Source organism: Paenarthrobacter sp. AT5, from assembly GCF_032764245.1.
GTDB classification, from domain to species: Bacteria; Actinomycetota; Actinomycetes; order Actinomycetales; family Micrococcaceae; genus Arthrobacter; species Arthrobacter ureafaciens.
Genome location: NZ_CP136441.1, coordinates 2,469,904 through 2,486,036, shown reverse-complemented (window position 1 = coordinate 2,486,036; position 16,133 = coordinate 2,469,904). Strand labels below are relative to the sequence as shown.

Genomic DNA, 16,133 nt, shown 5'->3' with positions numbered 1-16,133 from the left:
CTTCCACGTCTTCTCTGGTTTGGCGAAAGCGTATCGGAAAAAGAGCGCTGTATCGGCTGATGCTCGCTCCGCCGTCAATGCAGCCGTACTCGCTTATGCGGGCGTCGATCTGGAGACATGGCTCGGACGCCCGCGGAACTGGGTGGACCGGCCACAATCTGACCAATCGTGGCTCTATCGAATGAACCAGTCTTGCTCCTATTGACTCATAGACGATAGGATACTCGTATACCAGGCGAACTGCGTTTCATCATCGAAGGGATCGACACCAATGGGCATTCTGGGCACGGCTACGGGAAGCCGGAACAAGGATCGGAAGAAGAAGCCTGACGAGCTGCTGTCGTCCGTGGTCAGGGAGACGGCAATCCCCGCAGCGGTCGAACTGCTGCGGTCGAACGCGGAGTTCGTCTTCCCCAGCGGCACAGCGTGGGTCATGCTCGTGCTGGCCGCCGAGTCCATCGGCGGCCTGAGCAAGCGGCACGGCCGCGACGAGGCGAAGGGCTCACTCATCGAGCTCATCGACTCCGACCAGATCAAGACTGTCGCCACGGCAGAGATGCTCGGCGAAGAGGTCTTCGGCATCATCCCCAACGCGGAGACGCTCGCGCGCATGGAGGAGTACTCGCTTCTGACCGGCGCGGACTACTCCTGGGCCGTCGTCTGGCAGAAGCCCAGCGGCGAGCTGCTGGTGGACCTGGTCGCCGAGGCCACGTTCAAGCAGGCCCAGGAGGTCGCCTCCGGCGCGCTAAGCCTCGAGGAGGCTGTCGGAGCGCAGGCCTGGCTCGAGCACAGCGGCATCGCTACCGACGAGACCGGGACCCTTCCCGCGGCCGACGCGGATGCTGTTGCTGCCGTGGCCGCGGACACCGCCGACGAGGGTGACCCGATCTTCGACTCGATCTCCGGCGGGGACGAGGGTGCCGGTGACGAGCCGGTCTTCGACGCTGCGGGCGATGAGCCCGTGTTCGACGACGAAGCCGTCGACTTCGGAGACGAGGACGCGGCCCCGGTTGCGGTGGAGCCGGAGCCCGGCTTCGACGGCACGGCCGGCTTCGAGGAGTTCGACGAGGAGTCCGGTCCCGTGACCGCCGACGATACGGCGTACGCCCCGGCCGAGGAGGAAGCCGTCCTGCTGGAGAACCAGGAGCAGGTGCGCGAGGTCATCGCCCGCCGCTTCCTCTCCGAGGACCTGGACCTCGACGTGCGCCTGGACGAGTTCAATGCGACCTTCGCCATCGGCGCGCCGGTCGTGCAGATCGAGGTGCCGCAGGGTGCGACCGAATGGCTCGGCGACCAGGTCGCCCAGCTCAACCGGCAGGCGAACGCCGACCTTGCCCAGCTGCGGTGGGCGCACGAGGACGAACTGCGCACGCTGTACGTGAACCTCATGTCGGCCCACGTCGAGCAGGTCATCCGTGACGTGGCCACCGACCGCGAGGGCTCGCGCTACAAGGCACTCAAGGACGGCACCGAGGCGGCGCACCGCGAGCGGGAGTCCGAGAAGGAACAGCGGATCCGCACCCGCAAGGCCGAGATCGTCCAGGACTACGAGGCCCAGGCGAAGAAGCTCGCCGAGCAGGCCGCCCTCCAGGCGGAGATCCAGTACAAGGAGCGCAACCGCTCCCGCATGGAGCGCGAGCAGGCCGACGCCGTCGCCGAGATCGAGCGGGTGCTCGAGAACTCCTACTCGCACGACCGCCAGGAGATCCTGCGCGTGCGCCGCTCCGACGCCGCCCTGAAGATGCAGGTCGGCACTACGCGGATCTTCGAGGTCCTGGCCGAGAAGCAGAAGGCCTACCTCGAGTCCGAGGAGCAGCGTCTGGGGCAGTGGAAGGCCGAGATCCAGCGGATCGTCGACGACAACCGCAAGGCGGACATCGCCCAGGCCGAGGCTCTGGCAGAGCACCAGCGCACCACCGACGAGATCGGCGTCCTGCGCCGCGAGCAGGAGGCGCTGCTGGAGTCGATCCGCAACGAGCACGCCGACCGCATCCGCCGGATGGAGGACGAGCTCGACCGCAACCGCAAGGACGCGATCACCCAGATGCAGGCCCGCGAGACGGAATGGCAGCACAGCCTGTCCCTCGAGAAGGAGAAGACCGACTCGGCCACGCAGCGCAACACGGACCTGCTGCAGCAGATGGAGGTTGTCGAGGACTCGGTGAAGCGCCGTTACGAGGCGCGGCTGGACGAGATGGCTGCGGACAAGGAGTCCTACGCCAGCGAGCTGGCAAGGGCTTCGGAGATCCAGAGCCGCTACAACAAGATGCTCATCGCCCTGATCGTCGCGCTGCCCGTGCTCGGCGGCCTCGCCGGCTTCATCGGCGGGGCGGCCATGGGCGGCTGATCCGACTCGGAGATCGACGGGGGTCTGACGGCGCATGGGGCTCGCACCCCATGCGCCGTCGGCGTCTTCCGGATCACAACAGGCGCAGGACACACAGACACACGCGGAAACAGGCAGGGAGAACCATGGCAGGCAGCAAGCGCAGGGCGGCACGGCCCAAGGCCAGCGGCTGGGAGAAGATCTCGGCGCGTCGGCCGGAGGAGACGCTGACGAACCGGGACGTCTATGAAGACCAGCAGCTGGACCGCGGCGAGCGGCTGAGCAAGAAGTCGAACACGTCGGGCCTCGTGCTCGCCGGCGTCGCTGGCCTGCTGGTCGCGATCGTGGCGTGGGTGCTGTACTCGGTCATTGCTACGGCAGTGCTCACGCTCGGGGCGACGATGGGCGGTGGCCTGGGCGGAAACAGCAGCGGAAAGCCGGACTCGTACTACGTGGAGGACACTACGACAGGCCAGGGCGGGGCCCCGATGACGTGCTACCGCGCCGTCAACGAGAAGGGTAACCCCGAGATCGGCTCGAAGTGCTACCCGGATCTCAGGGACGTCCCGGTGCCAGCGTGGTGGACCCACGCAGGCAGCGCCGCCCAGGACGCCCCGAAGGCTGACCAGGGGGCCACGCCCACGGCGACGAACGTCGGCGGGCAGCTGGGGTCCGTCACCGGGTTCAAGCTCTTCCTGACGCTGGGATCGGGCGCGCTGGTCATGATCGTGATCTCCACCTGGACCGGACGCCAGGTCGCCAAGCACAACGCGACGGTCGACCACACGGACATCAACGACCACCGCAACGACCAGCACATCGCGCTGCCGGAGGAGGTCCAGCAGAACTACGACTGGTTCCCGGACGCCGGTGCGCACTCGGAGGTGCAGGTCAGCTCCATGATCAGTCACATGATGCTCAGCAAGAAGGGGCTGGGCACGGTCAAGGTCTCCCGGCGCGCAGAGTCCGACGTGATTGACCAGGACGGCAACATCGTCTACTACAAGGGTGAGGTCATGGACGGCGACGACGGCGAGCCGCTGGTCGAGACCCTGCCGCTGATCGACGAGGAGTTCGGCGAGGCGCTCTTTGACGCCTCGGGCCTGCCCCGGGACAAGCGGCTGCGCCGGAAGTATGACGCAACGGTCATCCCGTACAACCCGCCGACCGAGGAGAGCCAGCGCAAGGCCAAAGAGGCGAAGGACCCTGGGAAGCTCCAGGGCGCGAACCGTGACAAGCTCGGGCCCTACCGTACGGTGTCGGACCTGATCACCGATGACTGGGAGTTCCCGGCGTACGAAGTCCAGCGCCCTGCCGGTGCCTACATCGTCGACACTGCTCCCGTGAACACGATGGTGCTGGCCATCACCAGGGCGGGCAAGGGTCAGACCTACATCGAGCCGATGATCGACATGTGGTCGCGGGAGAAGAAGCCCTCGAACATGGTCATCAACGACCCCAAGGGCGAGCTGCTCGTCAAGAATTACATCCCGCTGGTCACGCGCGGCTTCGAGCCGGTGCAGTTCAACCTGATCAACGCGATGAAGACCGACATCTACAACCCGCTGGGCATGGCCGCCGACGCCGCCCGCGAGGGCGACTCGACCAAGTGCGCGCTCTACATCGAGAACATCGGCGAGGTTTTCTTCCCGCTGGACGGCGGTGAGGACCCGGTCTGGCCGAACGCGGCGAACAACGCCTTCAAACGGGCCGCCTACGGTCTCATCGACTACTACCTCGAGGAGGAGCGTGAGCTGCGCGAGTACGCAGCAGCCACCGGCATGGACCCGGGCACGCTGGAGCAGCGGCTGGACGACATGTGGGGAAAGGTCACGCTGTACAACTGCTACCAGCTCTTCGTGCAGCTGACCTCGAAGAAGTGGAAGAACCCCGCTGCCGAGCTGGAGAAGCGCATCAAGAACGGCGAGTTCGAAGAGGACGAGGACGCCCTGGCCGAGGAGCAGGCCAAGGTCGCCGAGAAGGACTTCCTATGGGAGGGCAAGGCCGAGCAGGACCTGCTCACGCTCTACTTCAACGCCACCCAGGCCCTGCCGCGCAACTCGATGCGCACGCTCGTCGGCAACGCCCACAACGCCCTGGTCGCCATGGCCGGTGCGGAGAAGATGATGTCCTCGGTCTACGGCATCGCTATCACGGGCATGAGCTTCTTCACCGACCCGACGATCTCGACCCTGACCTCGGGCAAGCCGAGCCAGAACACTGACCTGGCGGGCCTGTCCTTCCCGCGGCGGCTGGGCGTGCGGTTCTCGCCGAACTTCATGAAGCGCGACCACCTGCTCGGGCAGATGGCGAGCTGGTCGGCGTACGCGGACCCGATGTTCACCCAGAACCTTGGCAAGGACTTCGAGCACTCGGAGATCGTCGGCCGCGTGGGCTGGGCGCGCTACAACTTCAAGGGAATCTTCCCCGGCGACGAGGCTTGGCTGAAGCTGGAGCTGAAGAACCCGCAGAGCGGCATGCTCGTGCGCACTTTCTACTTCCACTTCCGCAAGAGCTACCAGCTCTCCCTCAACGGCCGGCACTTCGTGGTCGAGCCGGTCACCGGCAAGAAGATCGTGAAGAACGGCGTGCTGCGCGAGCTGCGACCGGCGCGGGAGGGTGGCACCCGCGACGGGAAGATCCTCTCGTTCCAGCCCGGCGACACGACCTTTCCGAGCCGCAAGCTGGACTTCTCCGGCGGAGGGCACCCTGAGGAGGTCGAGGTCCGGGCGCGCGCGATCACGCAGACGATGGCGCGGTACTCGGAGTCGCCCAAGGCGGTCTTTCTCGTCACTCCCCCGCACCTGATGAAGTACGCCAAGCTGATCCTGATCCTGGTCAAGCAGCTGGTGGACGTCTCGTTTGACCAGTCGTACATGACCAAGTCGAACCAGAAGCCGCTCTACCGCACCCGGTTCATGCTCGACGAGCTCGGCAACCTGCAGTCCGACGGTAATGGCATCGCCGGCTTCGAGACCATGCTCTCCATCGGCCTCGGCCAGGAGCAGCAGTTCACGCTTATCCTGCAGACGCTGCAGCAGCTGCGCGACGTCTACGGCGAGTCGGTCGACAAGATTGTGCAGGGAAACACGAGCAACATCGTCTTCCTCAAGTCGACCGACGACTCGATGATTGAGACGCTGGAGAAGATGAGCGGCAAGACTCACCGTACCCACGCCAGCTCGAAGCAGATCACGCAGAACCTGGACAAGGTGGTCGGCGGGAAGACGGACGGAGCGATTTCGCGCACCTGGTCGACGGAGGAGGAGCCGCTGATCAAGTACAACGATTTCGCCTTCCTCTCGCCGCGCAACTCGATCGTGCTGCGCGCCGGCGACGCGCCGGTCTGGAACCGCAATGAGACGATCCTGCCGATGTCATTCAAGCTGCTCGGCAACACGATCACCCACCCGGGGCACGAGTACTCGCTGCAGACGATCCCCACGCTCAGCTCCGCGATGGAGTTCGACGTGCGCATGAACCAGCCGGACTTCGTCAAGATGCTCGACAAGCGCATGGCCCAGGCGGTCAGGGCGGCCGACGCCAAGACGCTCTACCAGGAGACGTACGACTACAAGGACATCGACATCGAGCGCCTCGACCCGGACGTCTACTCGGACGAGGTCATGGAGGTCATCACGCGGATGGTTTTCACCGACGAGAGTGGCGATCCCAACGCCCCGGTGGTCGTGGACCCGGACGACTACGAGGCCATGATGCTGGGCAACGACGAGGAGTTCCTGGAGGACGTGGAGGTGGCCGCGACCGTGGCTGCCCACCAGGCGACGCAGAAGAACCACAAGCGCCTGGTCTACGCCGAGGGCACGGTCAGCAAGGAGATGCTGATCAATCTCGACGGCTCGGCGAAGGTCAAGGCCCTGGACCTTGAGATTGGTGAGGCGTACAAGACCGCGCTGGTGGAGATGCAGCGGGACCGCGAGCACTTCTCAGTCGGCGGGGACGGCGAGCTGCGCAGCGCCGACGGGTCAAAGACCTACATCAGCCAGGTCCGTTCCGATGCCTACACCGACGCCGCCCGCAGGATCAACGGCCAGATCAGCGACGAGGGCTCGCGCGTGTTCGCCGAGCAGGACGTGACCGAGGAGGATCTGCGGTCGCTGGCCACGGTCAAGGTGCACGCCGCCTTTTACACGTACCTGGCCTCGCTGCCCAGCTGGGAGGTCCTGGCCGACGGGGCTTTCGACCGGGCCATGGCCGTAGAGATGAAGTCCCGGGGGTAGTGCCGGCGGGTCTATTCGCTCCGCGCCGGGACAGTCGATGCAATTCGACTGTCCCGGCATTCGTCTTTTGGCTCGTTTCTGACTCGTCTATCGCCTCCATTCGAGTCATCAGGGTATGATCTATACATAGTTATGTCCCCGAGCGTCCACAGGAGGCTGAGTAGCAATGAAGAAGGCACACGGACTGAGGCGGTACTTCTACGAGTACGTCTTCTACAAGGCAGTCGAGCAGGCCCGGGAGCAGAGCGGGGAGATCATTCCGATCTCCCAGGCGAAGGCCATCCGTGCACGGGTCGACCAGATCCTCAGCCAGCGCGGAACCGCCCTGGCTGATCCCGGACTCGGCGTCACCGCGTGTCTGACTGCGATCGACACGGCCTTCTCCGAGCGCGTCCCGGACTACGAGGCGCAGTTCGGCGACCACTCCCCCGCCAACGAGCGCTACCAGACGCTGCAGCGCGAGTTCACCCGTGCCACGGGCGTCGGAGCGGAGATCGACACGCGTTCGGCGCGGCTGCCGATCAGCCCTTACGACCCGGCCTGGTCCGAGCGCGCGACGGTGAAGCGCGCAGGTACCGAGCTGCTGTACATTCCCGACGAGACGATCGTGAAGAACGCCGGCGGCGAGGTGGAGTCCTTGTCTGAGCCGCGCCGCGGGAACATGACGCTCTGGCGGCTCGACGAGGACGGTAAGCCGTACGAGGCCGGCCGTGCCATGACCAACGACGACGCCGCAGGCCTCACGGCGCTCATGGACAAGATGAGCCGCCAGGAGTACGACCAGGTCCGCGAGTGGGTCATCGACGGCGGACGCGACCCGCAGACCGGCCGGGTTGACCGCAACCGTTTCATGTCCCAGCGGGCGGTGGCGCGCTCGGCGGCGCTGCTCGAGGAGCTGAAGTCCCAGGGCGTGGCCTACGAGGTCCTGCGCGACCGTGAGCCCGGGCAGATCAAGGCCCGGATCTCCGGGACCGGCATGGAGATCCGTCTCACTGACACGCGCCAGGAGGAGTACGCCGGGGCGCGCATCTACGACAACGGAACGGTGCTGCGCTACAGCACCAATCACCGGGTGCCCGGCGGCATGGCCGTGCCCGCCCCGACTTCCGAGGACGCCGTGCGACTGTTGCGTTTCGCCCAAGGCCTGCCCATCGAACGCGAGGATCTTCCCGGCACGGTGGTCGGCGTCGTCGGCTCCAGCCACCCCGAGCATGGCCGCGGCCGCTCCCTCATCGACGTGCCGGACAGCTATCACGTCGACCGCGAGAGCATGTTCGTCGTCGCGGACTATGTCGTCCCCGGTGAGAGCGCCCCGCGCCCCGGGTCCAAGGTCATGCTGCGCCGGGATGCCAAGAACCATTCCCTGCCGACCTTCTTCGTGGATGCAGAGCCGGCCGAGGCCTACGGTCGCGAGGCCGTGGACACCGCGCGGGAGAACCTGCGCGCCGCCCTGGGCGTCGAGGAGCTGATTCTGCGCGCGGAGTCTGAGCTGCAGCGCACCGAGGGCGCGCTCGACGAGATCGAGCCCCCGGAGTATGCCTCTGACCCCGAGGTCGCGGCGATCCAGCGCTCTTACTGGGACGTACTCACCGGAGCGCGCAGCGAGCTGCTGCGCCCGGGCGCGACCGAGGAGATGTACCAGGAGCGCCTGGAGGAGATCGGCGAGCTGCAGGCCGGTGAGCTTCCGGACCTGGGCAACCTCGTCTATGGTGGCACGGCCGCCAACAAGGTCCGTGCGCACGCTGATGACGTTCCGTTCGAGCTGGTCGGCACCTGGGATGCCGAGCCGCACCTGATCGACGGCGAGTGGCTCGACCAGCGCTTCGACCCCGCCCGCGTCGCCAAGTACATGACCAGCCCGACCGGCCAGTGGTCGAACCTGGACAACCTCGCCTCGGCGCTGCGCCGCTGCGGGGTGCCTCCCACCGAGCTCATGGGTACCAGCTTCCAGGCGACCCGCTTCAAGGACCGGATCGTCTCCTTCCACACGGCCACCGCCGCCCCCATCGCCGAGCATCCCTCGGAGTTCATGCGTCGGATCGGTCAGACCGTCCGGGAGAGCATCGAGCGCAACGCCGCGACGCCGGGTGAGATCCTGGTCGACGCGCAGGGCGTCATCAGCTGGACCGCCGAAAAGCTGCGTCGTGACGGCAAGGCCACGCCGGTCTCCGGTGAGATCGGCCAAGTCTTCGATGTCGGCAGCCATGGGGAGATTGTCACGCGCTTCGCCAGTGGCGAGAACGCGCTGATCGTCCCCGGCTACGAGGCGCGGATCAAGGCCCAGACCCCGGGCGAGGCCCCCAAGTCGGTCGAGGAGCGCACGGAGCTGCGCGGCTACGAACAGCTGATGCACGAGCGCATCCAGTACCAGCTTGCCGGTGACCTCGTCTCCGGCCGCAGCCGGACCGGCGAGCCGGCCTCGCTGAACGCGGTGTACTCGCAGCTCTACGGCACCAAGCACCCGGTTGACTTCCTCGAACGGGCCACGACGTATGAGGTCGACCCTGCCACCGGCAAGGCCACCGCACGGCTGGACGAGTGGACGGCCTCGATCCTCGAGACCGAGGCCAAGCGCGTGCGCTACTCCAACGAGATCAAGCAGGGCTCGACGATCTACGCTGAGTACCGCGCCGAACGCGATCGCACCGACCCGGCCGACGACAACGTCTTCGACGCCTGGCGGCTCACCGGTGGACGGAACATGACGGTGCTCACGGGAACCGACCGTAACCATGTGACGGCTCCCGGCGGCTTCTTCGATCCGGTGATGACCGGCGGCGCGACCAACCAGGGCATCGTGCGCTACCTCACCGAGGACGCCGCCGTGCGCCCCGACGGCACGATTGAGCCGGGTGACCCGGAGACCGTGACCGGCTCCCGCGCCCCGCTGATGAGCCGGCCGGAGCTGGAGACGCTGCGCTATGACCCGTTCGACCGCCAGCAGATGACGGCCTCGACGATCATGCAGTCTTCCGAGGTGACGAAGCCGACCGGCACCGCTCTGATGACCTTCGGCGGCTGGACGGCCGACGACCCGATCGTGGTGTCGACGGAGTTCTCCGAGCGGCATCGCATCCGCGGGGCCGGTGGCCAGCTGCGCGACCTCGTCGTGGGCGACAAGATCAGCGATCTGCACGGCAACAAGGGTGTCGTCTCTCTGGTGGTCGACCGCCACATGGACCCGGACGAGGCGCGTGCCCAGGGCCTGGAGCAGGAGGTGGCCTGGTTCAGGGAGAACCCGGGCATCGACGTGGTGATGAGCCCGTTCTCGCTGATCTCCCGCCGCAACGCCGGATCGGCGCGCGAGCTGATGGGTGGTGCCGTGGGCGACATCCGCCGCCCGGCCGTCCAGGGCCCCGATGCCGGGCCGGTCGACGGAGGGTTGGGCGAGATGCGGTTCGTGGTCACCCACATGGCTGTCGACGAGAAGACCAAGATCTACGACGACGAACAGGTGCGCGCCGGCAAGGGGCGCAAGGCCTCCTCGCAGCTGGCCTGGGCGCTGCAGTCCCAGGACTGCCCGGCGATCATGCGCGAGTTCTACGGCCACAACTCCGGTGCCGAGTCGAACCTGCGCGAGTATCTGCTGGTGGCGGGACTGGACATGGAGGCCGACGGCACCCTGCGTGTCGTGGGCCAGGCCGAGAGTGTCGACGAGCGGCCCGAGCGCCGTCTGATCCCGATGCCGGAGCTGATGCGCACGCAGCCGCGCAGCGAAGGCGCGACGCCGGGGCTGAACACCACGGCCATGCGCAAGTCCTTCGGCGACCTGATCGGCGATCGTGGCGGCGACATGGAAATCCCCTTTCCGCTGACCTACCCGACGAGTCAGCTGACCGAGACGGTCAGCGCGACTTCGTGGAAGCTGCCGGTGCTCTCTTCGCACCTGCGCAGCGGCCAGGAGTTCGACGACGGCACGTCCGTCACGCACGACTACACGCGCAGCTATCAGGACGTCTTCGTCGAAGCCTGCCGCTACCGGTACATGGCCGAGCAGCTGGACGACCACGGCCTGTCGCCGGACAAGCGCGCCGAGGTGCGCCGGGGCATGAGCGAGTCTGTCTCGCGGGCCCAGCGTGCCTTCGAGGCGATCACCACGGACGTGCAGAACCGCGTGCTGACCGGCAAGAACAACATCTTCAAGACCGGGCTGATGAGCTCGCGCTTGTCGGACTCGGCCACGATGGTCTGGACCGCCGACCCTCGGCTGGACATCGATCAGATCGCTCTGAGCTCGGTCAAGGCCGAGCAGCTGGGCCTGGCCGAAGGCGATCACGCGCTGGTCTGGCGCGACCCGGTCCTGCGCGACGCCGGCGTGCGCTACATGCGCGTGGCGATCGACGACCGGCTCACCGGCGCGGCGATCAACCCGGTGATGGACCAGTGCTTCGACGGCGACTTCGACGGTGACGCGGTCGCCGTCGTGAGGCTGCACAGCGAGGCCGCCAAGGCCGAGGCGATGGCCAGGCTCTCGGTCGGAGCGAACCTCCTGGACACCGGCGTGGTGAAGGCCGACGGCTCGCACCCGCTGGCCATGCAGGTCTCGCTGGACACCCAGGTGGCGCTGTCCAAGAGCCCGGAGCTGGCGGAGAGCCTTGAGAGTGCCGTCAAGGAGGCGAACCGCCTGCGGTTCGTCAGCGATCCGCACGAGGTTGCCGCCGGCCACGAGGTCCTCGTCGAGGAGCTCAGCGATCTCTATCGCTCGGCACAGCGCGGCGAGTTCGGCTCGGCGCTGACCTTCAGCAGCCGCGAGGCGCACTTGCAGAGCGTGCGCGAAGTCTGCGTCGAGACCGGGGCTAAGGGCAGCGAGAAGAAGCTCGGGGACTACGCCCGCAACCTCGGCGACGAGCAGGGCACGCCGGGCATCACGCAGGAGGACCAGGAGGCCTCGATGTTCGCCACGGCGATCAAGGCCCACGGCACGGGACTGGGTGGCTCGTTCTCCCAGCGTGCGGTGCGCGCCCTGCGTGGCGCTGACCTGAAGGCGGTGCTTGAGGTGACCTATCCGGTGACCCAGTCGATCCTGCAGGCCAAGCACGACGCTGCGGAGGCACGGCACAAGTACGAGATGCTGCAGGGTCCCGGGCGCGATCTGTGGCGCGGCCGCAAGCTCGAGCACACCGGCCCCGGCCAGTGGCGTCCCGAGTTCGCCGACGGCGAGGCTGTCCAGGCCACGGCCGAGGAGTGGGAGGCCCAGTTCGTTGAGTTCTACGAGGCCAAGGACGGGTTCAACGTTTCGGTCAACCCGGACTGCGTCGCCCGTGTCGCCCGCGCGCTGGAGGACCCGAAGTCGGGCCTGGTGCGCAACCTCGAGGAGGACCCGTCCCTGGCGGGCACGGTGATGGACCGTATGGCCTACGGCGGCGACTTCGAGGCGCTGGTGCAGGCTGCGAAGAATCGCGAGAGCGTCTTCGACGGCGAGAAGAACGAGCAGTTCGCCTCAGCGGGCACCCGCCGTGCCCGGGCCGCGGCGGCGCGCGAGCTCGACGCGTTCGCGGCGCACGGCCTCGACGGGCTGGACGGCCTGGACTCCGCGGAGGCCGCGGTGGATGCCTCGGTCCTCAAGCGTGACGTGCTCGCGCAGACCGGGGACGGGGCCGCCAGGGCGCGCGGTGCCAGCCGGCGCTCGGCACACGCCGTCGGCGTGGGCGGCCGTCGCCCGGCCTGGACGCCGAGCTACGAGACCGGGCAGCAGCAGAGTGACGACGACTATGGACTGGGAGGCTGACATGACACAGGACACGGAGCAGGAAATGGGTCCGGGCGGCAGGGGCCGGGGGCGCAAGGCACTGCCTGTCGACCCGTTGGGCGACGTCCATGCCGTGTGCGGGATGGACGGCGGGGAGGAGGACATCATCGACGCGGAGATTGTCGACGAGCCGGAGACGCAGGCCGGACACGACACCTCACGCGGGCAGCGCGAGCGGCTGCGCGACCGTGCCCGCGGCTTCTTCGGGGCCACGACGCGGGAGCGGACCGAGGAGCGGGAGCGCCAGCGTGCACGCGACCAGGAGCGCGCTGCGGCCGACGATGACGGCCTCGACGACCGGGAGCGGCTGCTGAAGCTCCGGGCGGAGACGCGGCTGGCGGGCGAGGCGTACATGCAGACGCTGCGCGATTCGAAGCTGCTCGTGCCCGGCTTCAACGACGGGGAGCGCACGAAGGAGTTCGACGCGATGCACGCGGTCTACATGCAGATGATGATGCAGGGCTGCCTGCGTCCGCTCACCCGCGGCGTGAACCCGAACTCGGTCATCCAGGCCGCCGGCATGATGATGGCAATGCGGATGCTCGCTCCTGACTTCAGGAAGGAGATGGACTCCTACCTGCAGCCGTTCAAGGACAAGGTCCAGGACCGGATCGACGCGAAGACCCGGCACATCGGCGAGAGGGCCGAGCGCCAGGCGGCCCTGGTCGGAGATCTGTTCGGGGGCGCGCCGGAGGCGCAGGAGGCCGCCGGCGACGACGGCGGGAAGCAGTCCGGGAAGTCGGGCGGGCGGTGGGGCACCAGCAGGGACGACTTCCTTTCCCGGCGCTGGCGTACCCGCCTGGAGGACCTGGAGCGCCGCGAGCGGGGCAACCGTGAGTTGTTTACTCCCGAGTCGGCGGCCATGACCGAGGTCGCACTCATGGAGAACGCCTTCTGGAAGATGCGTGACCCCGAGCAGGACGCGAAGCAGATCAACGCCAGCTACAAGGCCCTGCGCAAGCGCCTGCGCCAGCAGATGGAGGACGACGGGCTCGACCGTGCCGAGGTGGTCAAGCGCGCCCGGACGATCATCGGCGAGCGGATGGAGTCCGAGCCGGAGCTGCGCCTGATGTTCAACGGCGTCGCGCACGGCCGCATCGTCAAGGCCCCGCCGCACGAGGCCCGCCTCGCGGGCACCGACAGGGTACGCGAGGTCTGGACCGGGGAGTTCGACGACCACCTGGGCCGGCGGATCCCCGACGAGGGCATGTTCACGCTGCGCCTGCCGATGGAGCCGGACGAGCACCAGGTGCAGCTGGCGGAAACCATGAAGGCGGCGATGCTGGACGGCGTCCAGCGTGGCGACGGACAGGCCCTCGGCGGCAGTGTCATGGGCTACATGATCGGTTTCGCGACCAAGAAGCAGGGCCTGGACACCCGCGGGCTGCCCGAGGACCTCCAGCAGCGCCTCGACCAGTCCGAGAGCATGCTCGCAAGCATGGAGATCGATGGTCTCTCGGACGAGGAGCAGCAGCGTGTCTACTCGAACGCCTACGTGGACGCCATCGAGGAGCTGAACAAGGAGGACCCGGATTTTGAGCACGAGCTCAAGCTGGCCCTCGGCGAGGACTGGCAGGACACGATGCGGGCCGCGGTCGACGATCCCGCTACTTTCCTGGCGGCGCAGCGCACGCGGCCCCAGCCCTTCCGACAGGGGCCCGGCCCCTCGGCCCGGCCGGGGCCGGAGGGCCAGTGGAGCCGCGACCGCGGAGCCGAGGACTACCAGCCGGCATAGTCCGGAAACGAACGAGAAGGAGACAGGACCATGAGCGACGACCAGCAGGTAGAGCAGCAGGAGCGGTACGGTTCCCGGCTCGCCCAGATGTTCGGGTACGTCACGCCCGAGGACCGCGGTCGCTGGGAGCAGCAGCGTGCGCAGAACAAGAAGAACGTCAACGCAACCAAGCAGGGTGCGAAGTCCTCCGTGAGCTCGATGATGGAGTTCGGCGACAAGAACATCAACGCCAAGCTCAACGCGGCCCACCGGATCGCCGACCAGCAGCGGTTCGACGAGTCCCACGACAAGATCGTCAGCACACGGCGCGATCCGAAGACTCGGTCGATTATTGAGTCAGTTGACTACGAGTACAAGGACGACCGCCAGTCCATTGATCCGGATTTCGAGCTTTAGTTGAATGAATACCGACAGGTCTGTGGATCGCTTTTCGACAGGCCTGTCGGATAAACTGGTTTTCAAGCAGGAAGCGGACGACGAGGGATGATAGGACAAAGGTGTGGGCATGAAGACGACGGTTCATCCGCGGATCAGCAAGCGTGGATTCATCTCGAAGGTGGCCGGCCGCAGCGGACAGCCGATAAGGGTGGTGAGTGAGGTGTACGAGTCGCTCATCGCGGAGCTCACCGACGCCGTGCGCCGTGGAGACACCGTCGTGCTCACCGGCTTTGGCCGCTTCGCCCGGCAGACGCACAAAGGCCACAAGGTCCGGTTCGGCAAGAAGGACGTGGATGACTACTCGGTGCTGAAGTTCTCAGCGTCACGCAGCATCAATCGACGGCTCGATCCGGACACTGACCTGGGCGGCCAGGAGACCTTGAGGCTGATCGATGAATTTGACGAGGCTGAGGAGGTCCTTGCCCGGGTGGCGGGATAGACGACGGGCAGCTGCTGACAGAAAAAAGAAGAACCCCGGCGATGCGGAAGCATCACCGGGGTTCTTCTGTCCGTAAGGGGCTGCAGGTGCCAAGACCGGCCCCTGTGCACGGCGCATCGTCAGGGGTCGCTTATGATCGCTCGGTGATCTCGTCTGAATTCCTCACCTGTACCTCCCATGTGCCATTGCTCCAGTCAGTGGTGCAATGATCCATTTAGCGTGATTGTGAGGTCGCCGGAACAGGACTGGGACCCGAGCACTTTGTTGTCCGCCCTCAGCCAGGCGTCGGCCGTTCTGGTCGCCATCATTGGTGGTTTCCTGGTCAGCCGGCTTGTCGCGATCTCCAGCGAACGCGAGGGTATCAGGAGGTTGGTGGAAGCAGCCACCGGCCGTATTCAGCACATTGAGTCGGACCTGGACCAGGCCCATCAGACGCGATTGAACAGGGCAAAGAGCTATCTCTACGAAGAAGCAGTGGAGAAAATACTCGAAGATCCGGCCTTGGATCTCGACTCCTTGATCCAAGGCCGCTTGCTAGGGGGAACGGCAGTGGATGAGCTCAAACCGTATGCGCTTTCGCTTCGGCAACGCGTGCAGGACGCGGTGAAGGCTATCAACGGGAAGCTCAGGAAGGGTGACACCAAGGCGTTGGAGCTTGAAGCTCTTGTCGAGCGGGGTCTGGTGATTGCTGACGCCGATCAGGATATTTACGAACAGGCCTTCAAGCATCGGCGACGCAGCCTTCCCTCTCCGGCGGGTCTGGCGATGTTTGGACCGAGCAGCTATGCGGATTTATCTTCGGTACTTCGACCGGGGATCATTTCAGATGCGGCACACGCGGCAAGCCTGCGACGGCAGGACGAGGAAATCAAGGCTGAGGCAGATCTGCGGACGCAACTCCGGGCGGCTGTGGCCGAGCGGGACCGCTTGGATGAAGAGCTGGCCCGCGTCGGCAAGCCTGTGGGTGTGGCTGCGGCCATGTGGATGCTGGGCCTCCTCTCGCTGGGAATCCTTGTACCGTTGATCATGATGGCCTTTGAGCCCAAGGGCCTGGACGTCGTGTCCAAGATTCTGCTGCTTGGCAGCTTTGTCATCGGACTGGTGGCGATTCTTTGGTATGTCGGTTGGTTCTGGCTAAAGATCGGCAAAGACAAAACACAAGCCACGCCAGGAAGGTCCTCGGAAGCCCCGCCCCGGTAAAGGCC

At 66.4% G+C, this 16,133-nt stretch carries 7 protein-coding genes; all 7 read left to right on the top strand.

Features of this window, described 5'->3' with window-relative positions:
- Positions 1–271 precede the first annotated feature (271 nt).
- The 7 genes from RI444_RS11450 (at position 272) to RI444_RS11420 (ending at position 16,128) form a co-directional block, all read left to right on the top strand.
- The gene (locus RI444_RS11450; protein WP_316963770.1) at positions 272–2,347 is read left to right on the top strand and encodes a hypothetical protein; all 2,076 of its coding nucleotides are present in this window, start codon (positions 272–274) and stop codon (positions 2,345–2,347) included.
- Positions 2,348–2,472: 125 nt separating this feature from the next.
- Positions 2,473–6,567 carry a type IV secretory system conjugative DNA transfer family protein gene (locus tag RI444_RS11445; protein WP_316963769.1) on the top strand — a complete coding sequence of 1,365 codons (4,095 nt, stop codon included), beginning with the start codon at positions 2,473–2,475 and terminating at the stop codon, positions 6,565–6,567.
- Between the two features lie 166 nt (positions 6,568–6,733).
- Positions 6,734–12,295 carry a hypothetical protein gene (locus RI444_RS11440; protein ID WP_316963768.1) on the top strand — a complete coding sequence of 1,854 codons (5,562 nt, stop codon included), beginning with the start codon at positions 6,734–6,736 and terminating at the stop codon, positions 12,293–12,295.
- A 1-nt stretch (position 12,296) separates the two neighbouring features.
- A complete protein-coding gene (locus RI444_RS11435) occupies positions 12,297–14,051 on the top strand; it encodes a hypothetical protein (protein WP_316963767.1) in 1,755 nt (584 codons plus the stop codon).
- A gap of 30 nt (positions 14,052–14,081) precedes the next feature.
- The gene (locus tag RI444_RS11430; protein ID WP_166185560.1) at positions 14,082–14,447 is read left to right on the top strand and encodes a hypothetical protein; all 366 of its coding nucleotides are present in this window, start codon (positions 14,082–14,084) and stop codon (positions 14,445–14,447) included.
- 109 nt (positions 14,448–14,556) lie between these two features.
- A complete protein-coding gene (locus RI444_RS11425; protein ID WP_056388141.1) occupies positions 14,557–14,928 on the top strand; it encodes an HU family DNA-binding protein in 372 nt (123 codons plus the stop codon).
- 225 nt (positions 14,929–15,153) lie between these two features.
- On the top strand, positions 15,154–16,128 hold the full coding sequence (locus tag RI444_RS11420) for a hypothetical protein (RefSeq protein WP_316963766.1): 975 nt from the start codon (positions 15,154–15,156) through the stop codon (positions 16,126–16,128).
- Positions 16,129–16,133 lie beyond the last annotated feature (5 nt).

Excerpts from the sequence above, each read along its gene's own strand:
- RI444_RS11440 (WP_316963768.1), top strand. The coding sequence starts at position 6,734 with ATGAAGAAGGCACACGGACTGAGGCGGTACTTCTACGAGTACGTCTTC.
- RI444_RS11425 (WP_056388141.1), top strand. The coding sequence starts at position 14,557 with ATGAAGACGACGGTTCATCCGCGGATCAGCAAGCGTGGATTCATCTCG.
- RI444_RS11445 (WP_316963769.1), top strand. The coding sequence starts at position 2,473 with ATGGCAGGCAGCAAGCGCAGGGCGGCACGGCCCAAGGCCAGCGGCTGG.
- RI444_RS11435 (WP_316963767.1), top strand. The coding sequence starts at position 12,297 with ATGACACAGGACACGGAGCAGGAAATGGGTCCGGGCGGCAGGGGCCGG.
- RI444_RS11430 (WP_166185560.1), top strand. The coding sequence starts at position 14,082 with ATGAGCGACGACCAGCAGGTAGAGCAGCAGGAGCGGTACGGTTCCCGG.
- RI444_RS11450 (WP_316963770.1), top strand. The coding sequence starts at position 272 with ATGGGCATTCTGGGCACGGCTACGGGAAGCCGGAACAAGGATCGGAAG.